This is a genomic window from Actinomycetota bacterium (assembly GCA_030774015.1).
Classification (GTDB): domain Bacteria; phylum Actinomycetota; class UBA4738; order UBA4738; family JACQTL01; genus JALYLZ01.
Window position 1 is genome coordinate 1 of the sequence record JALYLZ010000034.1, and the last position, 13,496, is coordinate 13,496.

Annotated in this window: 14 protein-coding genes; 10 read left to right on the top strand and 4 right to left on the bottom strand. The window is 70.0% G+C overall.

Features of this window, described 5'->3' with window-relative positions:
* Both M3Q23_03015 and M3Q23_03020 read left to right on the top strand, forming a co-directional pair.
* Positions 1-749 (top strand): XdhC/CoxI family protein (locus tag M3Q23_03015; protein MDP9341082.1); only part of this gene is annotated, 749 nt, incomplete at its 5' end.
* Positions 750-777: 28 nt separating this feature from the next.
* Positions 778-969, top strand: a complete 192-nt coding sequence (locus M3Q23_03020; protein MDP9341083.1) for a hypothetical protein — start codon at positions 778-780, stop codon at positions 967-969.
* Here M3Q23_03020 and M3Q23_03025 read toward each other — a convergent pair.
* Positions 908-1,195, bottom strand: a complete 288-nt coding sequence (locus M3Q23_03025; protein MDP9341084.1) for a rod shape-determining protein — start codon at positions 1,193-1,195, stop codon at positions 908-910. The two genes, M3Q23_03020 and M3Q23_03025, sit on opposite strands and share 62 nt — an antisense overlap.
* Positions 1,196-1,231: 36 nt before the next feature.
* Here M3Q23_03025 and M3Q23_03030 point away from each other — a divergent pair, with 36 nt between their 5' ends.
* Positions 1,232-2,770, top strand: coding sequence for a hypothetical protein (locus M3Q23_03030; GenBank protein MDP9341085.1), 1,539 nt, complete (start codon positions 1,232-1,234; stop codon positions 2,768-2,770).
* Here the strand turns inward: M3Q23_03030 and M3Q23_03035 are convergent.
* On the bottom strand, positions 2,757-4,301 hold the full coding sequence (locus tag M3Q23_03035; protein MDP9341086.1) for a phospholipase: 1,545 nt from the start codon (positions 4,299-4,301) through the stop codon (positions 2,757-2,759). The two genes, M3Q23_03030 and M3Q23_03035, sit on opposite strands and share 14 nt — an antisense overlap.
* Positions 4,302-4,370: 69 nt before the next feature.
* Positions 4,371-5,771: a twin-arginine translocation signal domain-containing protein gene (locus M3Q23_03040; protein ID MDP9341087.1), complete on the bottom strand. Its 1,401-nt coding sequence runs from the start codon at positions 5,769-5,771 to the stop codon at positions 4,371-4,373.
* A 144-nt stretch (positions 5,772-5,915) separates the two neighbouring features.
* On the opposite strand from M3Q23_03040, the gene M3Q23_03045 reads away from it, so the two are divergent.
* The 3 genes from M3Q23_03045 to M3Q23_03055 all read left to right on the top strand — a co-directional run bounded on the left by M3Q23_03045 (position 5,916) and on the right by M3Q23_03055 (position 7,534).
* The gene (locus M3Q23_03045) at positions 5,916-6,203 is read left to right on the top strand and encodes a helix-turn-helix domain-containing protein (GenBank protein MDP9341088.1); all 288 of its coding nucleotides are present in this window, start codon (positions 5,916-5,918) and stop codon (positions 6,201-6,203) included.
* On the top strand, positions 6,193-7,062 hold the full coding sequence (locus M3Q23_03050) for an IS630 family transposase (GenBank protein MDP9341089.1): 870 nt from the start codon (positions 6,193-6,195) through the stop codon (positions 7,060-7,062). Before M3Q23_03045 ends, M3Q23_03050 begins: the two co-directional genes overlap by 11 nt.
* Positions 7,063-7,144: 82 nt before the next feature.
* A complete protein-coding gene (locus M3Q23_03055) occupies positions 7,145-7,534 on the top strand; it encodes a nuclear transport factor 2 family protein (protein ID MDP9341090.1) in 390 nt (129 codons plus the stop codon).
* Positions 7,535-7,543: 9 nt separating this feature from the next.
* Here M3Q23_03055 and M3Q23_03060 read toward each other — a convergent pair whose 3' ends face one another.
* Positions 7,544-8,983 (bottom strand): lysine 2,3-aminomutase, encoded by a 1,440-nt coding sequence (locus M3Q23_03060; protein MDP9341091.1) that lies wholly within the window; start codon positions 8,981-8,983, stop codon positions 7,544-7,546.
* Positions 8,984-9,116: 133 nt separating this feature from the next.
* Between M3Q23_03060 and M3Q23_03065 the strand changes: the two genes are divergently transcribed.
* The 4 genes from M3Q23_03065 (at position 9,117) to M3Q23_03080 (ending at position 13,480) form a co-directional block, all read left to right on the top strand.
* Positions 9,117-10,052 (top strand): fumarylacetoacetate hydrolase family protein, encoded by a 936-nt coding sequence (locus M3Q23_03065; GenBank protein MDP9341092.1) that lies wholly within the window; start codon positions 9,117-9,119, stop codon positions 10,050-10,052.
* Entirely contained in the window at positions 10,049-10,543 is a 495-nt protein-coding gene (locus M3Q23_03070) for a hypothetical protein (protein ID MDP9341093.1), read from the top strand. Before M3Q23_03065 ends, M3Q23_03070 begins: the two co-directional genes overlap by 4 nt.
* A 2-nt stretch (positions 10,544-10,545) precedes the next feature.
* Positions 10,546-11,589: an aldo/keto reductase gene (locus tag M3Q23_03075; protein ID MDP9341094.1), complete on the top strand. Its 1,044-nt coding sequence runs from the start codon at positions 10,546-10,548 to the stop codon at positions 11,587-11,589.
* 61 nt (positions 11,590-11,650) lie between these two features.
* On the top strand, positions 11,651-13,480 hold the full coding sequence (locus M3Q23_03080) for a GAF domain-containing protein (GenBank protein MDP9341095.1): 1,830 nt from the start codon (positions 11,651-11,653) through the stop codon (positions 13,478-13,480).
* The last annotated feature ends 16 nt before the right edge of the window (positions 13,481-13,496 follow it).

Consider the following 13,496-nt stretch of genomic DNA (forward strand, 5'->3'; position numbering starts at 1 on the left):
AAGCGAGGATGTCTGAGCAGGCGGCCGCCCCCGCCCGGGCCCCAACCACCGACCGGGTCTTCGCCACAGCAGTCAAGGTCCACGGCAACCCTCCCTGCCAGCTGGGCCAGCGCATGGAGATCGGCCCAGGCGGCCCTCTCGAAGGAACCCTCGGCTGCGCGGAGTTCGACGCGGCGGCGGTGGCCGACGCCCCGGAGATCCTGCGCACCGGCCGTCCCGAGACCCGCACGTACCACCACGACCTGGGAGACATCGAGGTGTTCCTGGAACCGCACCTGGCCCCTCCCACCCTGATCGCCGTGTCGGCCACGCCGATCGCCCTGGAGCTCCTGCGGCTCGGTCACGCCCTCGGCTACCGGACGGTGCTGGTGGAGTCCCGGCCGGAACGGATCACCCCCGAGCACCGCGGCGCCGCCGACGAGACCCTGGCCAGCCTGGAGGGCGTCGAGCCGAACGGGCGGACCGACGCCGTCCATACCGACCACGACGCGCCCGGCGTGGCGGAGTCGGTGGCGCGGCTGCTGAAGTCGCCGGCCCACTTCGTGGGGGTGCTGGGGAGCCGCCGCCACGTCGGGCCTCACGTCGAAGCGCTGAGGCAGATGGGGTTCTCCGAGGAGGACCTGGCCCGGGTCCGCTCACCGGTGGGGCTGGACATCGGCGCGAAGAGCCCCGCGGAGATCGCCGTGTCCATCGCCGCCGGCCTGGTGGCGGCCCGGTCGGAACGCGTCGGCGGCTGGCTGGACCGTTGAGCCTTCCATCGCGCCGCGCCACGCGCCCATGAGCATCGCCCTGTCCGTGTTCGGCGTGATGTGCTGCCTCACCGGCGGCATCTGGATCTTCCAGGGCGTCGGCGTGCTGCACGGCAGCTTCATGACCGGCCAGTCCCTGTGGGCCTGGATGGGGCTCGTCACGCTCGCGGGGGGCCTCGCCTTTCTGGCCCTCGGGCGGCGAAGCGCGCGCGGTTCCTGACGTTCCCCCTGGGCGGACGGGGCGGCCCCACCCGCAGCCGCTCCAGCAGCAGGCCCGCGCCCCGCACGACGCAGGTCATCGGCTCCGGGTCCACGCGGACCGGCACGCGGGTCTCCTCGGCGAGCCGCCGGTCCAGCCCCACCAGGAGGCTCCCGCCGCCGGTCAGCGTGATGCCGCTCCCCGCCAGGTCCGGGACGACCTCCGCCGGGACGCGCTCCGGAGGCATGACGAAGCCACATGCGTATCGGATACTTGACCGGTCGTGCAGTCGCCCGGTCCCCTCTTCCGACCCCCTGCCAGCCGTGGCTTCGGGGCCAGGCGCCGCCGTCAGCGCTTCCGGCGCGGCTTCGCCGCCTTCCTGGTGGTCGTGCTGGCCCTCATCGTGTGGGAGGTCCACCCGTTCTTCGGCGGCAACAGCGAGAAGGCGGCGGGCGGCCAGGACAGCCCCTCAGGGGGTGCCTCGGGCGGGCCCAGCTCCGGCCCCACCCGGCTCCCCTCCGTGAACCCGATCAAGCACATCGTGTTCCTGATCAAGGAGAACCGGACGTTCAACAACTACTTCGGCCTGTACGGACACGGCGCGGTGGGTACGGACACCGGCGGCACGCTGGAGTGCTCGGGCAGCCCCAAGCACTGCGTGCCCGGCCCGCCGTACAAGCTGGCCTGGGCGCGCGACCAGCAGCCCCACGACATCACCCACGGTTTCTCCTCCGGCCTGTACTCGATCGACGACGGCCGGATGGACGGCTACAATATCATCGGGGCGGGCACCGACATGTCCGGCTACGTCGTGATGCACCGCGATTGCAGCCCCCCGAAGGGCTGCGTCCCCAACTACTACGCGTACGCGGACCGGTTCGTGCTGGCCGACCACTTCTTCACGTCGATGTACGGGCCGACCTTTCCGGAGCACCTGTACACCGTGGCGGCCCAGGCCGACGGCATCGTCGACAACAAGTCGACCACCGATCACCCGGGGAGCTACTGCACGGACCCCACCGAGTACACGCCGCATTTCAAGCCGAACCTCAGCCCCTCCGACATCAAGCAGATCCTGTATTACGAGGACCACGTCACGGCCGCCATCCCGGACAACCTCTACCGGATCTCCCGGTACTGGGAGGACATCCGGACCTGCATCAGCATCAAGACCGTCCCCCAGGAGCTCGAGCAGGCGGGGATCAGCTGGAAGTACTACGCGGACACCGACCAGTGGCAGAACGCCCTCCAGGCCATCCGTCCGGTATGGGACAACCCGAAGCTGCACGCGAACATCCAGCCGCCCGAGCAGTTCATCACCGACATCAAGGCCGGGAAGATGCCGGCGGTGTCGTGGCTGATCCCGCCGGAGCCCTACAACGAGCACCCGGGAAGCGGCGTCTCGGTGTGCGGCGGCGAGAACTGGACCGTCCAGCACATCAACGCGGTCATGCACAGCCCGTACTGGAAGAGCACCGCGATCGTGGTGGTGTGGGACGACTTCGGCGGCTTCTACGACGGGGTGCCGCCACCGCACTACGACATCATGGGCCTCGGTCCGCGCACGCCCGCGCTGATCATCTCGCCCTACACCAAGCAGGGGAACAACCCCGACGGCGGGTACGTGGACCACACCACGTACGAGTTCTCCTCCGTGCTGGCCTTCATCGAGAAGACCTTCGGCGTGGCGCCTCTCACCGACCGCGACCGCAAGGCCAGCCCGCTGGCGGGCGCGTTCGACTTCGCCCACCCGAACTTCGATCCGCTGGCCCTGAAGTACCGGCCGGACTGCCCCTACGGGAGCGACCTCACGCCCGAGTAGATCCCGCGAACCGCCCCATCAGCCTGCCCCGGCGCATCGGCAGCTTGACCTGGTAGTTCCCGTGGGTCCGGATCCGGCCCGCCGGCCAGCCCCACCACGGGCGGCCCGGCGCCGGGTACCGGGGGAGCAGCACCGGCGGACGCGGCGTCTGGTCGAAGTCGAAGTCCCGGCGGAGGTCGCCCAGGACGGGCGCGTTCTCCCGGACGTCCGGGCGCGAGTCCGGCCTGCCGTCAGTCCGCGGGTCCAGCCTCTGCCCGCCCAGGAAGTCGTCCTCGATGAACTTCAGGTAGGCGTCGAACGACAGCGTCTGGTGGTCGATGAAGCCCTTCCGGGCGTACGGGCTGATGACCATGGCCGGAACCCGGAGGCCGTAGCCGGCGCCGTCCACCCGGGGAGGGAGGACGTGGTCGTAGAACCCGCCCCAGTCGTCCCACGCCAGGAAGATGGCGGTGGAGTCCCACTCCGGGCTTTTCATGGCGGCGTCGATCACCCGGGTCACCCAGGCCTGGCCGGCCCGGATGGAGGCCGGGGGGTGCTCGCTGTCCCGGCCGTTCGGCACGACCCACGACACCGACGGCAGCGTTCCGGCCCGGGCGGCCCGGAAGTAGTTGGTCACGCTCTGGACGTTCCCGAGCTGATGGTCCTGCTGGACCGTGGAGAAGTCCGGGAGCGGGTTCCAGATGTCGGGCGTCGACGGTCCCTGCGGCTTGGGCAGGCAGAACATCGCGTCGTTGTCGCAGTCCGGCTGGGTGCCCGGCGCCACGTAGTAGCCCCAGCTCACGCCCGCTTGGTGCAGGAGGTAGGTGATGTCGGTCCAGGAGAACAGCGGCCCGCCGCGGCCCCCCGGACGCTGCCGGCCAGGATGGCCGAGGTTCGTGCGGCACGTCATGGGGTCCGTGGCCTTGCGGCACCGGGCCGACCAGCCGGACACCATGTACAGGTGGGCCGGGAGGCTCCAGGACCGGACCGGCTCGAACATGTGGTCCTGGAGGACGAAGTCCTTCGCGTAGGTCCAGTAGTTGGGGATCTCCCGCGCGTCGTGGTATCCGACGACGTCGGGCAGACCCGGGCGCCCCACCCGCTCGGTGCAGTTGGGGTTGAACGGCTGCTGGACGCAGAAGTCGTGGCGTCCCACCAGCGCGCTCCGGATGAACCCGTCCATCCGTCCGCGATTGACGTCGGACACGGAGTAGCCCGCGCCGTGCGGCCCGCCCTCGTTCACGAACGAGGAGTCGTGGAAGGGGCGGATGCATGCATGGAGCGTGTGGTCGGGCACGCACACGGTCGGCACACCCCGCTGCGCGGGAATCCCGTCGGCCCCGGGGTAGGTCCCGAAGTACGAGTCGAAGGACCGGTTCTCCTGCATGACCACGATGACGTGCCGGATCTTGTGGATGCCGGCGGCCGCAGGGGCCAGCCCCGCCGCGACGGGCCGGCCGGGCGCGCCTCCCGATGGCGAGGTGATCCCGCACGCCGCGGCCACCAAGGCGACGGCGACGGCCGGGGCGGCCAGAGGAATGAAGCGGCGCATGTCCACCCTTGGTTCGCTCCGGCGGACGGGAAGGTTCGAGCGGGACGACGCGAAGGCTTATGCGGCCGGTCAGGAGACCGGCTGCGGCGAGCCCGTCCCGAACGGGGGCGGCCACCCCGCCGTATCGCGGTAGGCCTTGAACCGCTCGCCCTGGCACCCCGGGACCTGCGGGCGGGGGTCGGGGTCCCGGGGCTGCTGCTTGAAGTCGAACACCTGGCGGTAGTTGGTGGTCCGGCTGACCCGATCGGTCAGGTGGGCCAGGCCCCAGTTGTCGGCGATGAACCGGTTCACCGAGCAGAACTCGCCCTGCTCGTGGTCCACCAGGCCCCGCCTGGCCAGTCCGCCGATCACGAGGAGCGGGACGCGGATGCCGAGACCCAGGTCATCCACCTTCGGCGGCGCCACGTGATCGTAGAAGCCTCCCCACTCGTCCCAGGTCACGAAGATGGCGGTGTGCTTCCACATGGGGCCCTGCATCACGGCGTTGACCACCTCGGTGACCCAGTTCTGGCTGTAGCAGGTGCTCCACGGGGGGTGGTCGGACAGCTCGTAGCGCGGCGTGACCCACGTGACCGAGGGGAGGTTCCCGGCCTTGATGTCGCGGACCAGGTTGTCCACCGGCCGGATGTGCCGGTCGAACTGGTCGCTGTGGAAGACGTGGTCGATCGCGGCGTAGGCGTTCCAGATGTAGCCCACCTGGTAGTCCTGGGCCGCGTAGAAGGCCCAGTCGACGTTCTGGTCCGTCAGCTGCTCGCCCTGGGTCTTGAAGGTGAAGCAGGGCGGTACGCCGTCGTCCTTGCCGGGGCGCGGGACTCCATTCGCCACGGCCACCAGCACGCCCTCGGGGGCGTCGCAGCCCCACGTCTTGGCCAGGCCCTCGTCCTCTCGCTCCTTGAGCTGTGCCTGGGTCTGGCCCGGCGCGTCGTAGGTGCCCCCCGACTGTCCGGCGATCATGTACAGGTGCTGGGGGAACGAGTTCCCGAGGGCCGACGCGAAGAAGTTGTCCGCCAGCACGAACTCCCTGGCCCAGTGCCAGTAGTTGGGGAGGTCTTCCTCCAGGTGCTGCGAGTAGGCGAAGGCCTGGGAGACGGGGACGGTGTCGTTCTCGGCGAAGCCGTCCATCGCCCCCCCGTCGATGTGGCGGAGGGACGCTCCGTAGTCGTGCGGGAGGTCACCGGGGAGCCACTGCGGGGCCCGGACCAGGGGGACCTCCACGCCGTTGGAGACGCCCGTGCTGGCCCCGTTCGCGCCCGGGAACGCCCCGAACATGTGGTCGAAGCTGCGGTTCTCCATCATCAGGTAGATGACCCGCTTGATGGGCCACTGGGTGTCGACATCCAAGGGGTTGGGCGTCGGGAAGGGGGACGTGGTCGCGCTGGTGCCGTGCGTGCAGGCCGCCAGCGCGGCGGCTGCGGCGGCGGCCATCGACGCCTGGAGGAACTCGCGGCGCCCGATCTCGACGGGAGGCATGGGCCTTCGACCCTACCAAGGCAGGTTCGAAACGGGCTTTGCGCTTCCTTCGAGGCGCGCCTTAGTACTGCCCTTCAGAATTACAGTAACGTGATTCCGACCGTTTCTTGAAGGTACGGTATCCTCCGACGAAGGGGGGTGCCCATGCCGCGGAGCAGTCCGCTCACGGTCCGTCTACGGCCAGAGGAGCGAGCCATCCTGGAGGCCCGAGCCCGCAGGTACTCGTTACCGTACCGTGAAGTCATCCGGGCAAAGATCGTGTTGTTGGCTTGTGAGGACGTCCCGGTCGAGGAGATCGCCCGGCGTCTGGACACCCCCCGGGAGGTGGTGTGGAAGTGGCGCCGCCGCTTCCTGGAGGAGGGACTGCCCGGTCTCGAGGAGCGCCCCCGTCGGGGCCGGCCGACTGCCTTTTCCCCCTCAGGTGATCGTTGACGTCAAGGCCATCGCCTGTGAGCTGCCTGGAACCCTCGGCCTGCCCCTGTCCCGGTTGCATGTTCCCGACATCCGGGCCGAGGTGATCCGCCGGGGTCTCGTGGCCACGATCTCGGACGCCACCATCTGGCGGTGGCTGTCGGAGGACGCCCTCCGGCCCTGGGCCCACCGGAGCTGGATCTTCCCCCGAGATCCCCACTTCGAACACAAGGCGTCGCGGGTCCTCGATCTGTACGCCCGCCGGTGGGAGGGGAAACCCCTGGACGGAGCGGACTTCGTGATCTCCGCCGACGAGAAGACCTCCATCCAGGCCCGGTCCCGGCGCCACCCCACCCTCCTTCCGGCATCCGGTCGGGTGATGCGGGTGGAGCACGAGTACCGCCGGGGCGGCGCTCTGCAGTACCTGGCGGCCTGGGACTGCCACCGCGCCAAGGTGTTCGGCCGGTGCGAGGAGCGCACGGGGATCGAGCCGTTCGACCGACTGGTTCACCAGGTCATGGCGCAGGAGCCGTACCGCTCGGCCCGCCGGGTGTTCTGGGTGGTCGACAACGGGTCCTCCCACCGGGGACAGGCCGCCGTCGAACGGCTCGAGGGCCGCTACCGGAAGCTCTGCCTCGTCCACCTCCCGAAGCACAGCTCCTGGCTGAACCAGGTAGAGATCTTCTTCTCGATCGTGCAGCGCAAGGTGCTCACACCGAACGACTTCACCGACCTGGCTGAGGTGGAGCACCGGCTCCTCGCCTTTGAGCGTCGTTACGAGGAAGCCGCCAAACCGTTCGAGTGGAAGTTCACGAGATCAGACCTAGCGAGATTCATGAAGCGCTTGGCCGAGCGGGACGCTCTGCTGCCAGCGGCCTGACCGGAGAGGACTCGTTACCGAACTTCCGACCCAGAGCACTTAGCTTAGAGTGTGGGCTTCCCGACCGGAGGGGGGATCGCTCGTGGTGCACCCGAACGAGGACCTGCTGCGCAAGGGCACCGACGCGCTCAACAACGGCGACATGGACACGTTCCTCGGCCTGCACGCCGACGACGTCGTCATCCACATCGCCGGCCAGAGCCAGTTCGCCGGCGACCATGAGGGGAAGGAGACGGCCTTCGGGGTCCTCCAGCAGCAGATGGGGATGCTGGATGGGCCGCCGCAGTTCGAGATGCACGACGTGCTGGCGAACGACACGCATGGCGTGATCCTGGGAATCCAGCGGGCCAGCCGGGGCGGAAAGCAGTTCGACGACCGCCAGGTGGTGGTCCTGCACATCGAGGACGGCAAGATCAAGGAGGTCTGGGTGAGCTCCGACGACCAGGCGGCCGAGAAGGAGTTCTGGAGCTAGGGGACCCGATCAGGCCGGGGCCAGCTGGGGCTCGCCGGCCCGGACCTGGGCCCGCCAGTACTCCTGCCCGCCCTCGGGCAGCGTGGAGATCGGGTCGTAGTATGGATACCGGCGGGTGAGCGCCTCCGGGTCGTCGAACTCGATGCCCGTGCGGTAGTTCTTGGTCCAGGAGGAGATGCCGCGCACGCGGTCGTACTCGGCGACCTGGTGCACCCAGCGCTTGCCCACGAACGGGACGTCGCACACCACCCGCGGCGTGGCGAACCCGGGAAGGTAGCCCAGGATGGCGTGCTGGAGCTCCTGGGCCTCCCACACGGAGGTCCGCCAGTGCTCCGAGTTGGGGATCATGTCGCACATGTAGAAGTAGTAGGGCATGACCTTGGCGTGATCGAGGAGCGTGAAGCACAGCTCCAGCAGCGCTTCCGGGGTCGCGTTCACGCCGCGGAGCAGGACGCCCTGGTTGCGCACGTCGCGGAACCCCATGTCCAGCAGCTTCCGAACCGCCGCCGCCACGAGGGGAGTGACCTGCTGGGCGGCATTGATGTGGGTGTGCACGGCGACGTCGACGCCGCGATCCACCGCCTTTCGGGCGATGCGCTCCAGCCCCTGGAGCACCTCGTCCTGGAGGAAGTGCTGGGGGATGCCCATGAGGCCCTTGGTGGCCAGGCGGACGTCCCGGATGTTCTCGATGTCGAGGAGCTGGGAGACGAATGACTCCAGGCGCTTGATGGGGACGTTGGCGATGTCGCCGCCCGAGACCACCACGTCGCGCACCGAAGGTGTCCGGCGCAGGTAGTCCAGCATCGCGTCCCACCGTTCCTGCTGCTTTTGCTCGAACTTGTACTTCAGGATCTGGGGCGTGTCGTTGCCCACCAGGTCCATGCGCGTGCAGTGTCCGCAGTACTGGGGGCAGGTCGACAGGAGCTCGGCCAGGACCTTGGTCGGATAGCGGTGGGTGAGGCCCTCCACCGCCCACATGTCCGCCTCGTGCAGGCTGTCCCGCGACGCCATGGGGTGCGATGGCCACTCAGGATCGCGCTCGCTGTAGGCGGGAGCCATGTACCGCCGCACCGGGTCGCCCCGGAGGTTCCGCTCGTCCATGGTGTTCACCATCTGCGGCGGGATCAGCATGGACATGGTGGCCCGCTCCCGCTGGTCCCGGGCGATGTCCTCCAGGAGGTCCTCGCTGAGGAAGGTCCCGAGGACCTCGGCGAACTCCGACAGGTTCTTCACGCAGTGCGCCCGCTGCCACTGCGCGCTCTCCCACTGTTCGCGGGTGACGTCGCGGAAGCCGGGCAGGCGGGTCCAGTCGGGCTCGACGAACTCCCGCTCCAGCGGATAGCGAAACGCCTGGGGCGCCGCGTGTGCCTTCGGCTGGCGGTGCGCGGGACGGCCGGCGGTCGGCTGGTCGGCGATCGACTGGTCGGAGGCTGGGTGGTCGGCGGTCATGGTCCTCCCGGTCGGACGAACGAATCGGGGGTGCAGCGGTCAGTCTAACGGATGGCATGCGGGGAAAGCAGCGCTCTGACGAACGTGGTTCGGCCCGCCGTGGGGCGATTTCGGCGGTGGTAGCGTGTCCGGCGTGCGATGGGCGACCTTCCTCGGCGGGGGCTCGGAGCAGCGCGTCGGCGTGGTGCAGGACCAGGAGGTCCTGGCGCTGCCGGCCGGGACCACGCTCCTCGAGCTCCTCGGAGACACCGGCGAGCGGCTTCGGGAGGCGGCGCAGCGCGCGCTGGCCGGGCCGGACGAGGTGTTCCCGCTGGCGGCGGTGACCATCCTCCCACCGGTGCCCCGCCCGCCGTCCGTCCGCGACTTCTACGCGTTCGAGCAGCACGTCCGCACGGCCCGCCAGCGCCGGGGCCTGGAGATGGACCCCGACTGGTACGAGCTCCCGGTGTTCTACTTCAGCAACCCGGCGGCTCTGGTGGGGCCGGGCGCGGACGTCCCGGTCCCGCCGGGGTCCGCGCAGCTGGACTTCGAGCTGGAGGTGGCGGCCGTGGTGGGGAGGGAGGGTGCCGACCTCGATCCGGTGGAGGCCGAGGGGTACATCGCCGGGTTCTGCGTGATGAACGACTGGAGCGCCCGCGACCTCCAGCGCCGCGAGATGAAGCTGTCCATGGGCCCGGTGAAGGGCAAGGACTTCGCGACGTCGCTGGGCCCGCTCCTGGTCACGCCGGACGAGCTCGAGCCGTACCGGTCCGAGCGCGCCTACGACCTGGCCATGCGCGCCTGGGTGAACGGCCGGGAGTACAGCCGGGCGTCGCTGGCCGACATCTACTGGAGCTTCGGGGAGATGCTGGCGTACGCCTCGCGGGGCACCCGGCTCGTGCCGGGCGACGTCATCGGGTCGGGGACGTGCGGGACGGGCTGCATCCTGGAGCTGTCGCTGGTGCACGGCGAGGAGGCCTACCCGTGGCTCCAGCCGGGCGACGTGGTGACCCTGGAGGTCGAGCACCTCGGCCGCCTGGAGAACCGGGTGGTGGAGGGCCGGCCCCTCCGCCCGCTGCGGCCGTCGTGAGCTCGCCGCAGGAGCTGATCGCCCGGGTGGACGCCGTGGCCGAGCGGCTGGAGCGGCTGGCGCCTCACCCACCTCCGGCAGGGCTGACCGATCCGGACCAGCCCGGTGGGGAACGATGGGAATGGGGCCAGGTGTGGGCGCACGTTGCCGAGTTCCCGGAGTACTGGCTCGACCAGATCGACGAGGCGTTCGCGTCGCCGGATGAGGGACCGGTCTCGTTCGGCCGGACCAAGGCCGATCCGCACCGGGTCGAGGCCATCGAACGGGACCGTCGGACGCCCCCGGCCGACCTCATGGCCCGCATCGAGCCCCAGCTGGCCAGACTCCGGGCCGCCGTCGTGGGGTTCACGCCGGAGCAATGGTCCACCCGTCGGTTCGCCCATCCCACGCTTGGCCAGATGGACCTGTCGAGGATCATGGAAGATTTCCTGGTGGGTCATCTGGAAGCCCACGCCGACCAGCTGGAGTCGCTGGTTCGAGGAGGGGAGTGAACATGGAGTATCGGACGCTCGGGGCGACCGGGGTCAGGGTCAGCGCGTTCTGCTTCGGGGCCATGATGTTCGGCGGGTGGGGCAACACCGACGAGGACGAGTGCATCCGCATGCTGCATGCGGCGCTGGACGGCGGGATCAACTTCGTGGACACGGCCGACGTGTACTCCGAGGGCCGGTCCGAGGAGGTCGTGGGCAAGGCCCTGAAGGGCCGGCGGGACGACGTGGTGCTGGCCACGAAGGTCCACGGCGAGATGGGGCCGGGGCAGAACGAGCGGGGCAACTCGCGCCTGTGGATCCAGCGCGAGGTCGAGAACAGCCTGCGCCGGCTCCAGACCGATCACATCGACCTGTACCAGCTGCACCGGCCGGACCCGGACACCGACCTCGAGGAGACCCTCGGAGCGCTCACCGACCTGGTCCAGCAGGGCAAGATCCGGTACGCGGGGTGCTCGACCTTCCCGGCCTGGATGATCGTGGAGTCGCAGTGGATGGCAGAGCGCCGCGGCCTGGTCCGGTTCCGCTGCGAGCAGCCGCCGTATTCCATCTTCGTCCGGCAGATCGAGCTGGACGTCCTGCCGGTGGCCCAGCACCACGGGATGGGGGTCATCACGTGGAGCCCCCTGGCCGGCGGCTGGCTCACCGGCAAGTACCGTCGCGGCCAGGACGTCCCGGCGGGGTCTCGGGCGGAGCGCTACCGGGGACGCCCGGTGTGGTCCCGGTTCGACCCCGACCGCCCCGGGAACCAGCGCAAGTTCGACCTGGTCGAGGAGCTCGACAAGATCGCCTCGAACGCGGGTGTGTCGATGTCCCACATGGCGCACGCGTTCGTGCTGACCCATCCCGCGGTGACGTCGGCGATCATCGGCCCCCGGACCATGGAACAGCTCGAGGACGTGCTGGCCGGCGCGGACGTGCGCCTGGACGCGGCGACCCTGGATGCCATCGACTCGGTGGTCCCTCCGGGAACCGTCATCGAGAGCTTCGACCGGGGCTGGGGGCCTCCCTGGATGGAGCCGCAGGCCCGGCGACGCGCCGAGCCCTGAGGCTCAATCCGAACGCCTGAACGGCCGACCGTACGTACCAGAGATGGAAGGCCGTTCCCTCATGCCGTCCGACCTGACCGCTGGGCCCTCCGCGGGTACTCCCGGCGTGCTCGGCTTCCTGACGTCCGACCCCGAGTCGTTCGCCAGGCAGTGGCGCCGGGCCCTGGCGCTGCGGATCGTGGGAGTCGCGCTCTCGGTGACCCTCGTCCAGTTCCAGGTCCACGACCCCGTCGCCCGCCATCTGTTCACGGTCCTGGCTGCCGGGATCTACCTGCCCATCTCGGTGCTGCTGTATGTGCTCCAGCGCCGCGACCCCACGCCGCCCAACCTGCGGTGGCTCGCCGTGACCATGTGCGACATCAGCATCATCGGGGTGACCCAGGCGCTCTTCCCTCGTCTCTCCGTCGCCTTCCTCGGACTGACGGCCATCGTGATGGTCTCCGCGGTCCTGGTGGGGCGGCGCTGGGCGCTGTACGTGGCGGCGATGTCCGCCCTCACCCTGCAGAGCGCCATCCTGTGGGGCGGCCCGGGTCAGATGGGCGAGCTCCCCGCCACGGTGGGGGGGCTCCTGCTCCTGGGCATGGCCTACCTGCTGGGGAGCCTGTCCGACGTGCAGTGGCGGTCGGCGGACCGGGCTCGCCGGCTGGCAGAGGCCATCGCCTCGGTCGGGTCCAGCCTCGATCTGTCCGAGATCCTGGAACGCCTGTGCTCCTCGGCGCGCCTGGCCACGGATGCCCGCTTCACCATCATCTTCGTGGCGGAGGAGGATCAGCTCGTCGTCGGGGCCGGCAGTGGCATGCCGACGACATTCCCGGGCGGCGAGATGCCTCTGGGCAGCCTGCTGGGGGACGATGCGTATCTCTGGTCCCCCCCGGCCCGGGCCCTCCGGAGCATGGCACCCGTCCGCATCGAGGACGTCCGGGCCGACGACAGCCTGGCCCCGCTGCTCCCTCTGGCCGAGCACGTCGGCTTCCGGTCGATGATCTCGGTGCCCATCGAGCGGTCTGGGAGCGCCGTCGGCGTCCTGAACGCGTACTTCCCCGGGGCTCGCACGTTCCGGCGGGGCGAGGTCGAGTTCCTGGAGGCGCTCGCGGAGCACGCCGGCCTGGCCATCGAACGGGCTCGGTTGTACGCCGCGGAGCGGGAGACCGCGGAGGGGCTTCGCGAGCTGGACCGCCTGAAGTCCCAGTTCGTGGCCACGGTCAGCCACGAGCTGCGGACCCCCCTCACCGCCATCCTGGGGTTCGCCATGACCCTCCGGCGGCGGTGGCAGGACTTCCCCGAGGGCATGCGCAACGAGTTCCTGGACCGCCTGGGCGACAACGCCCGCAGCCTGGAGCACCTCATCACCCACCTGCTCGACTTCGGACGGATGGAGCGTGGGGAGTTCGAGATGCAGCTGCGGCCCCACGACCTGGCCGGTCTGGTCCGCCGGCTGCTCGGGAACATGGTCCACGAGCTCTCCCACCACGACGTGCGGGCCGACGTTCCCGAGGGGCTGGTCGTGATGACCGACCCGTACGCGTTCGACCGGATCCTCGGGAATCTCCTGTCGAACGCGGCGAAGTTCTCACCGGCGGAGACGGTCATCGAGATCGCCGCGCGGCGGGAGGGTGACGAGGTTGCCCTCTCCGTTCGGGACCACGGGAAGGGGATCCGGGCCGGCGCCCGGGACCGCATCTTCGAGCTGTTCTATCGGGGCCCGGAGCAGGTGCGCGGCACCGGGATCGGGCTGGCCGTGGTCAAGGACCTGGTGGCGCTGCACGGGGGCCGGGTGGAGGCCCGAAACGCCGACCCCGGCGCGATCCTGACCGTGCACTTCGTGGCCGCTCCGGGCGCGGAGGCACGCGAGGCGCCCGAAACGGTCCACGCACGAGCCCAGGCTCGGTAGCGCGTCCCACTGCCGC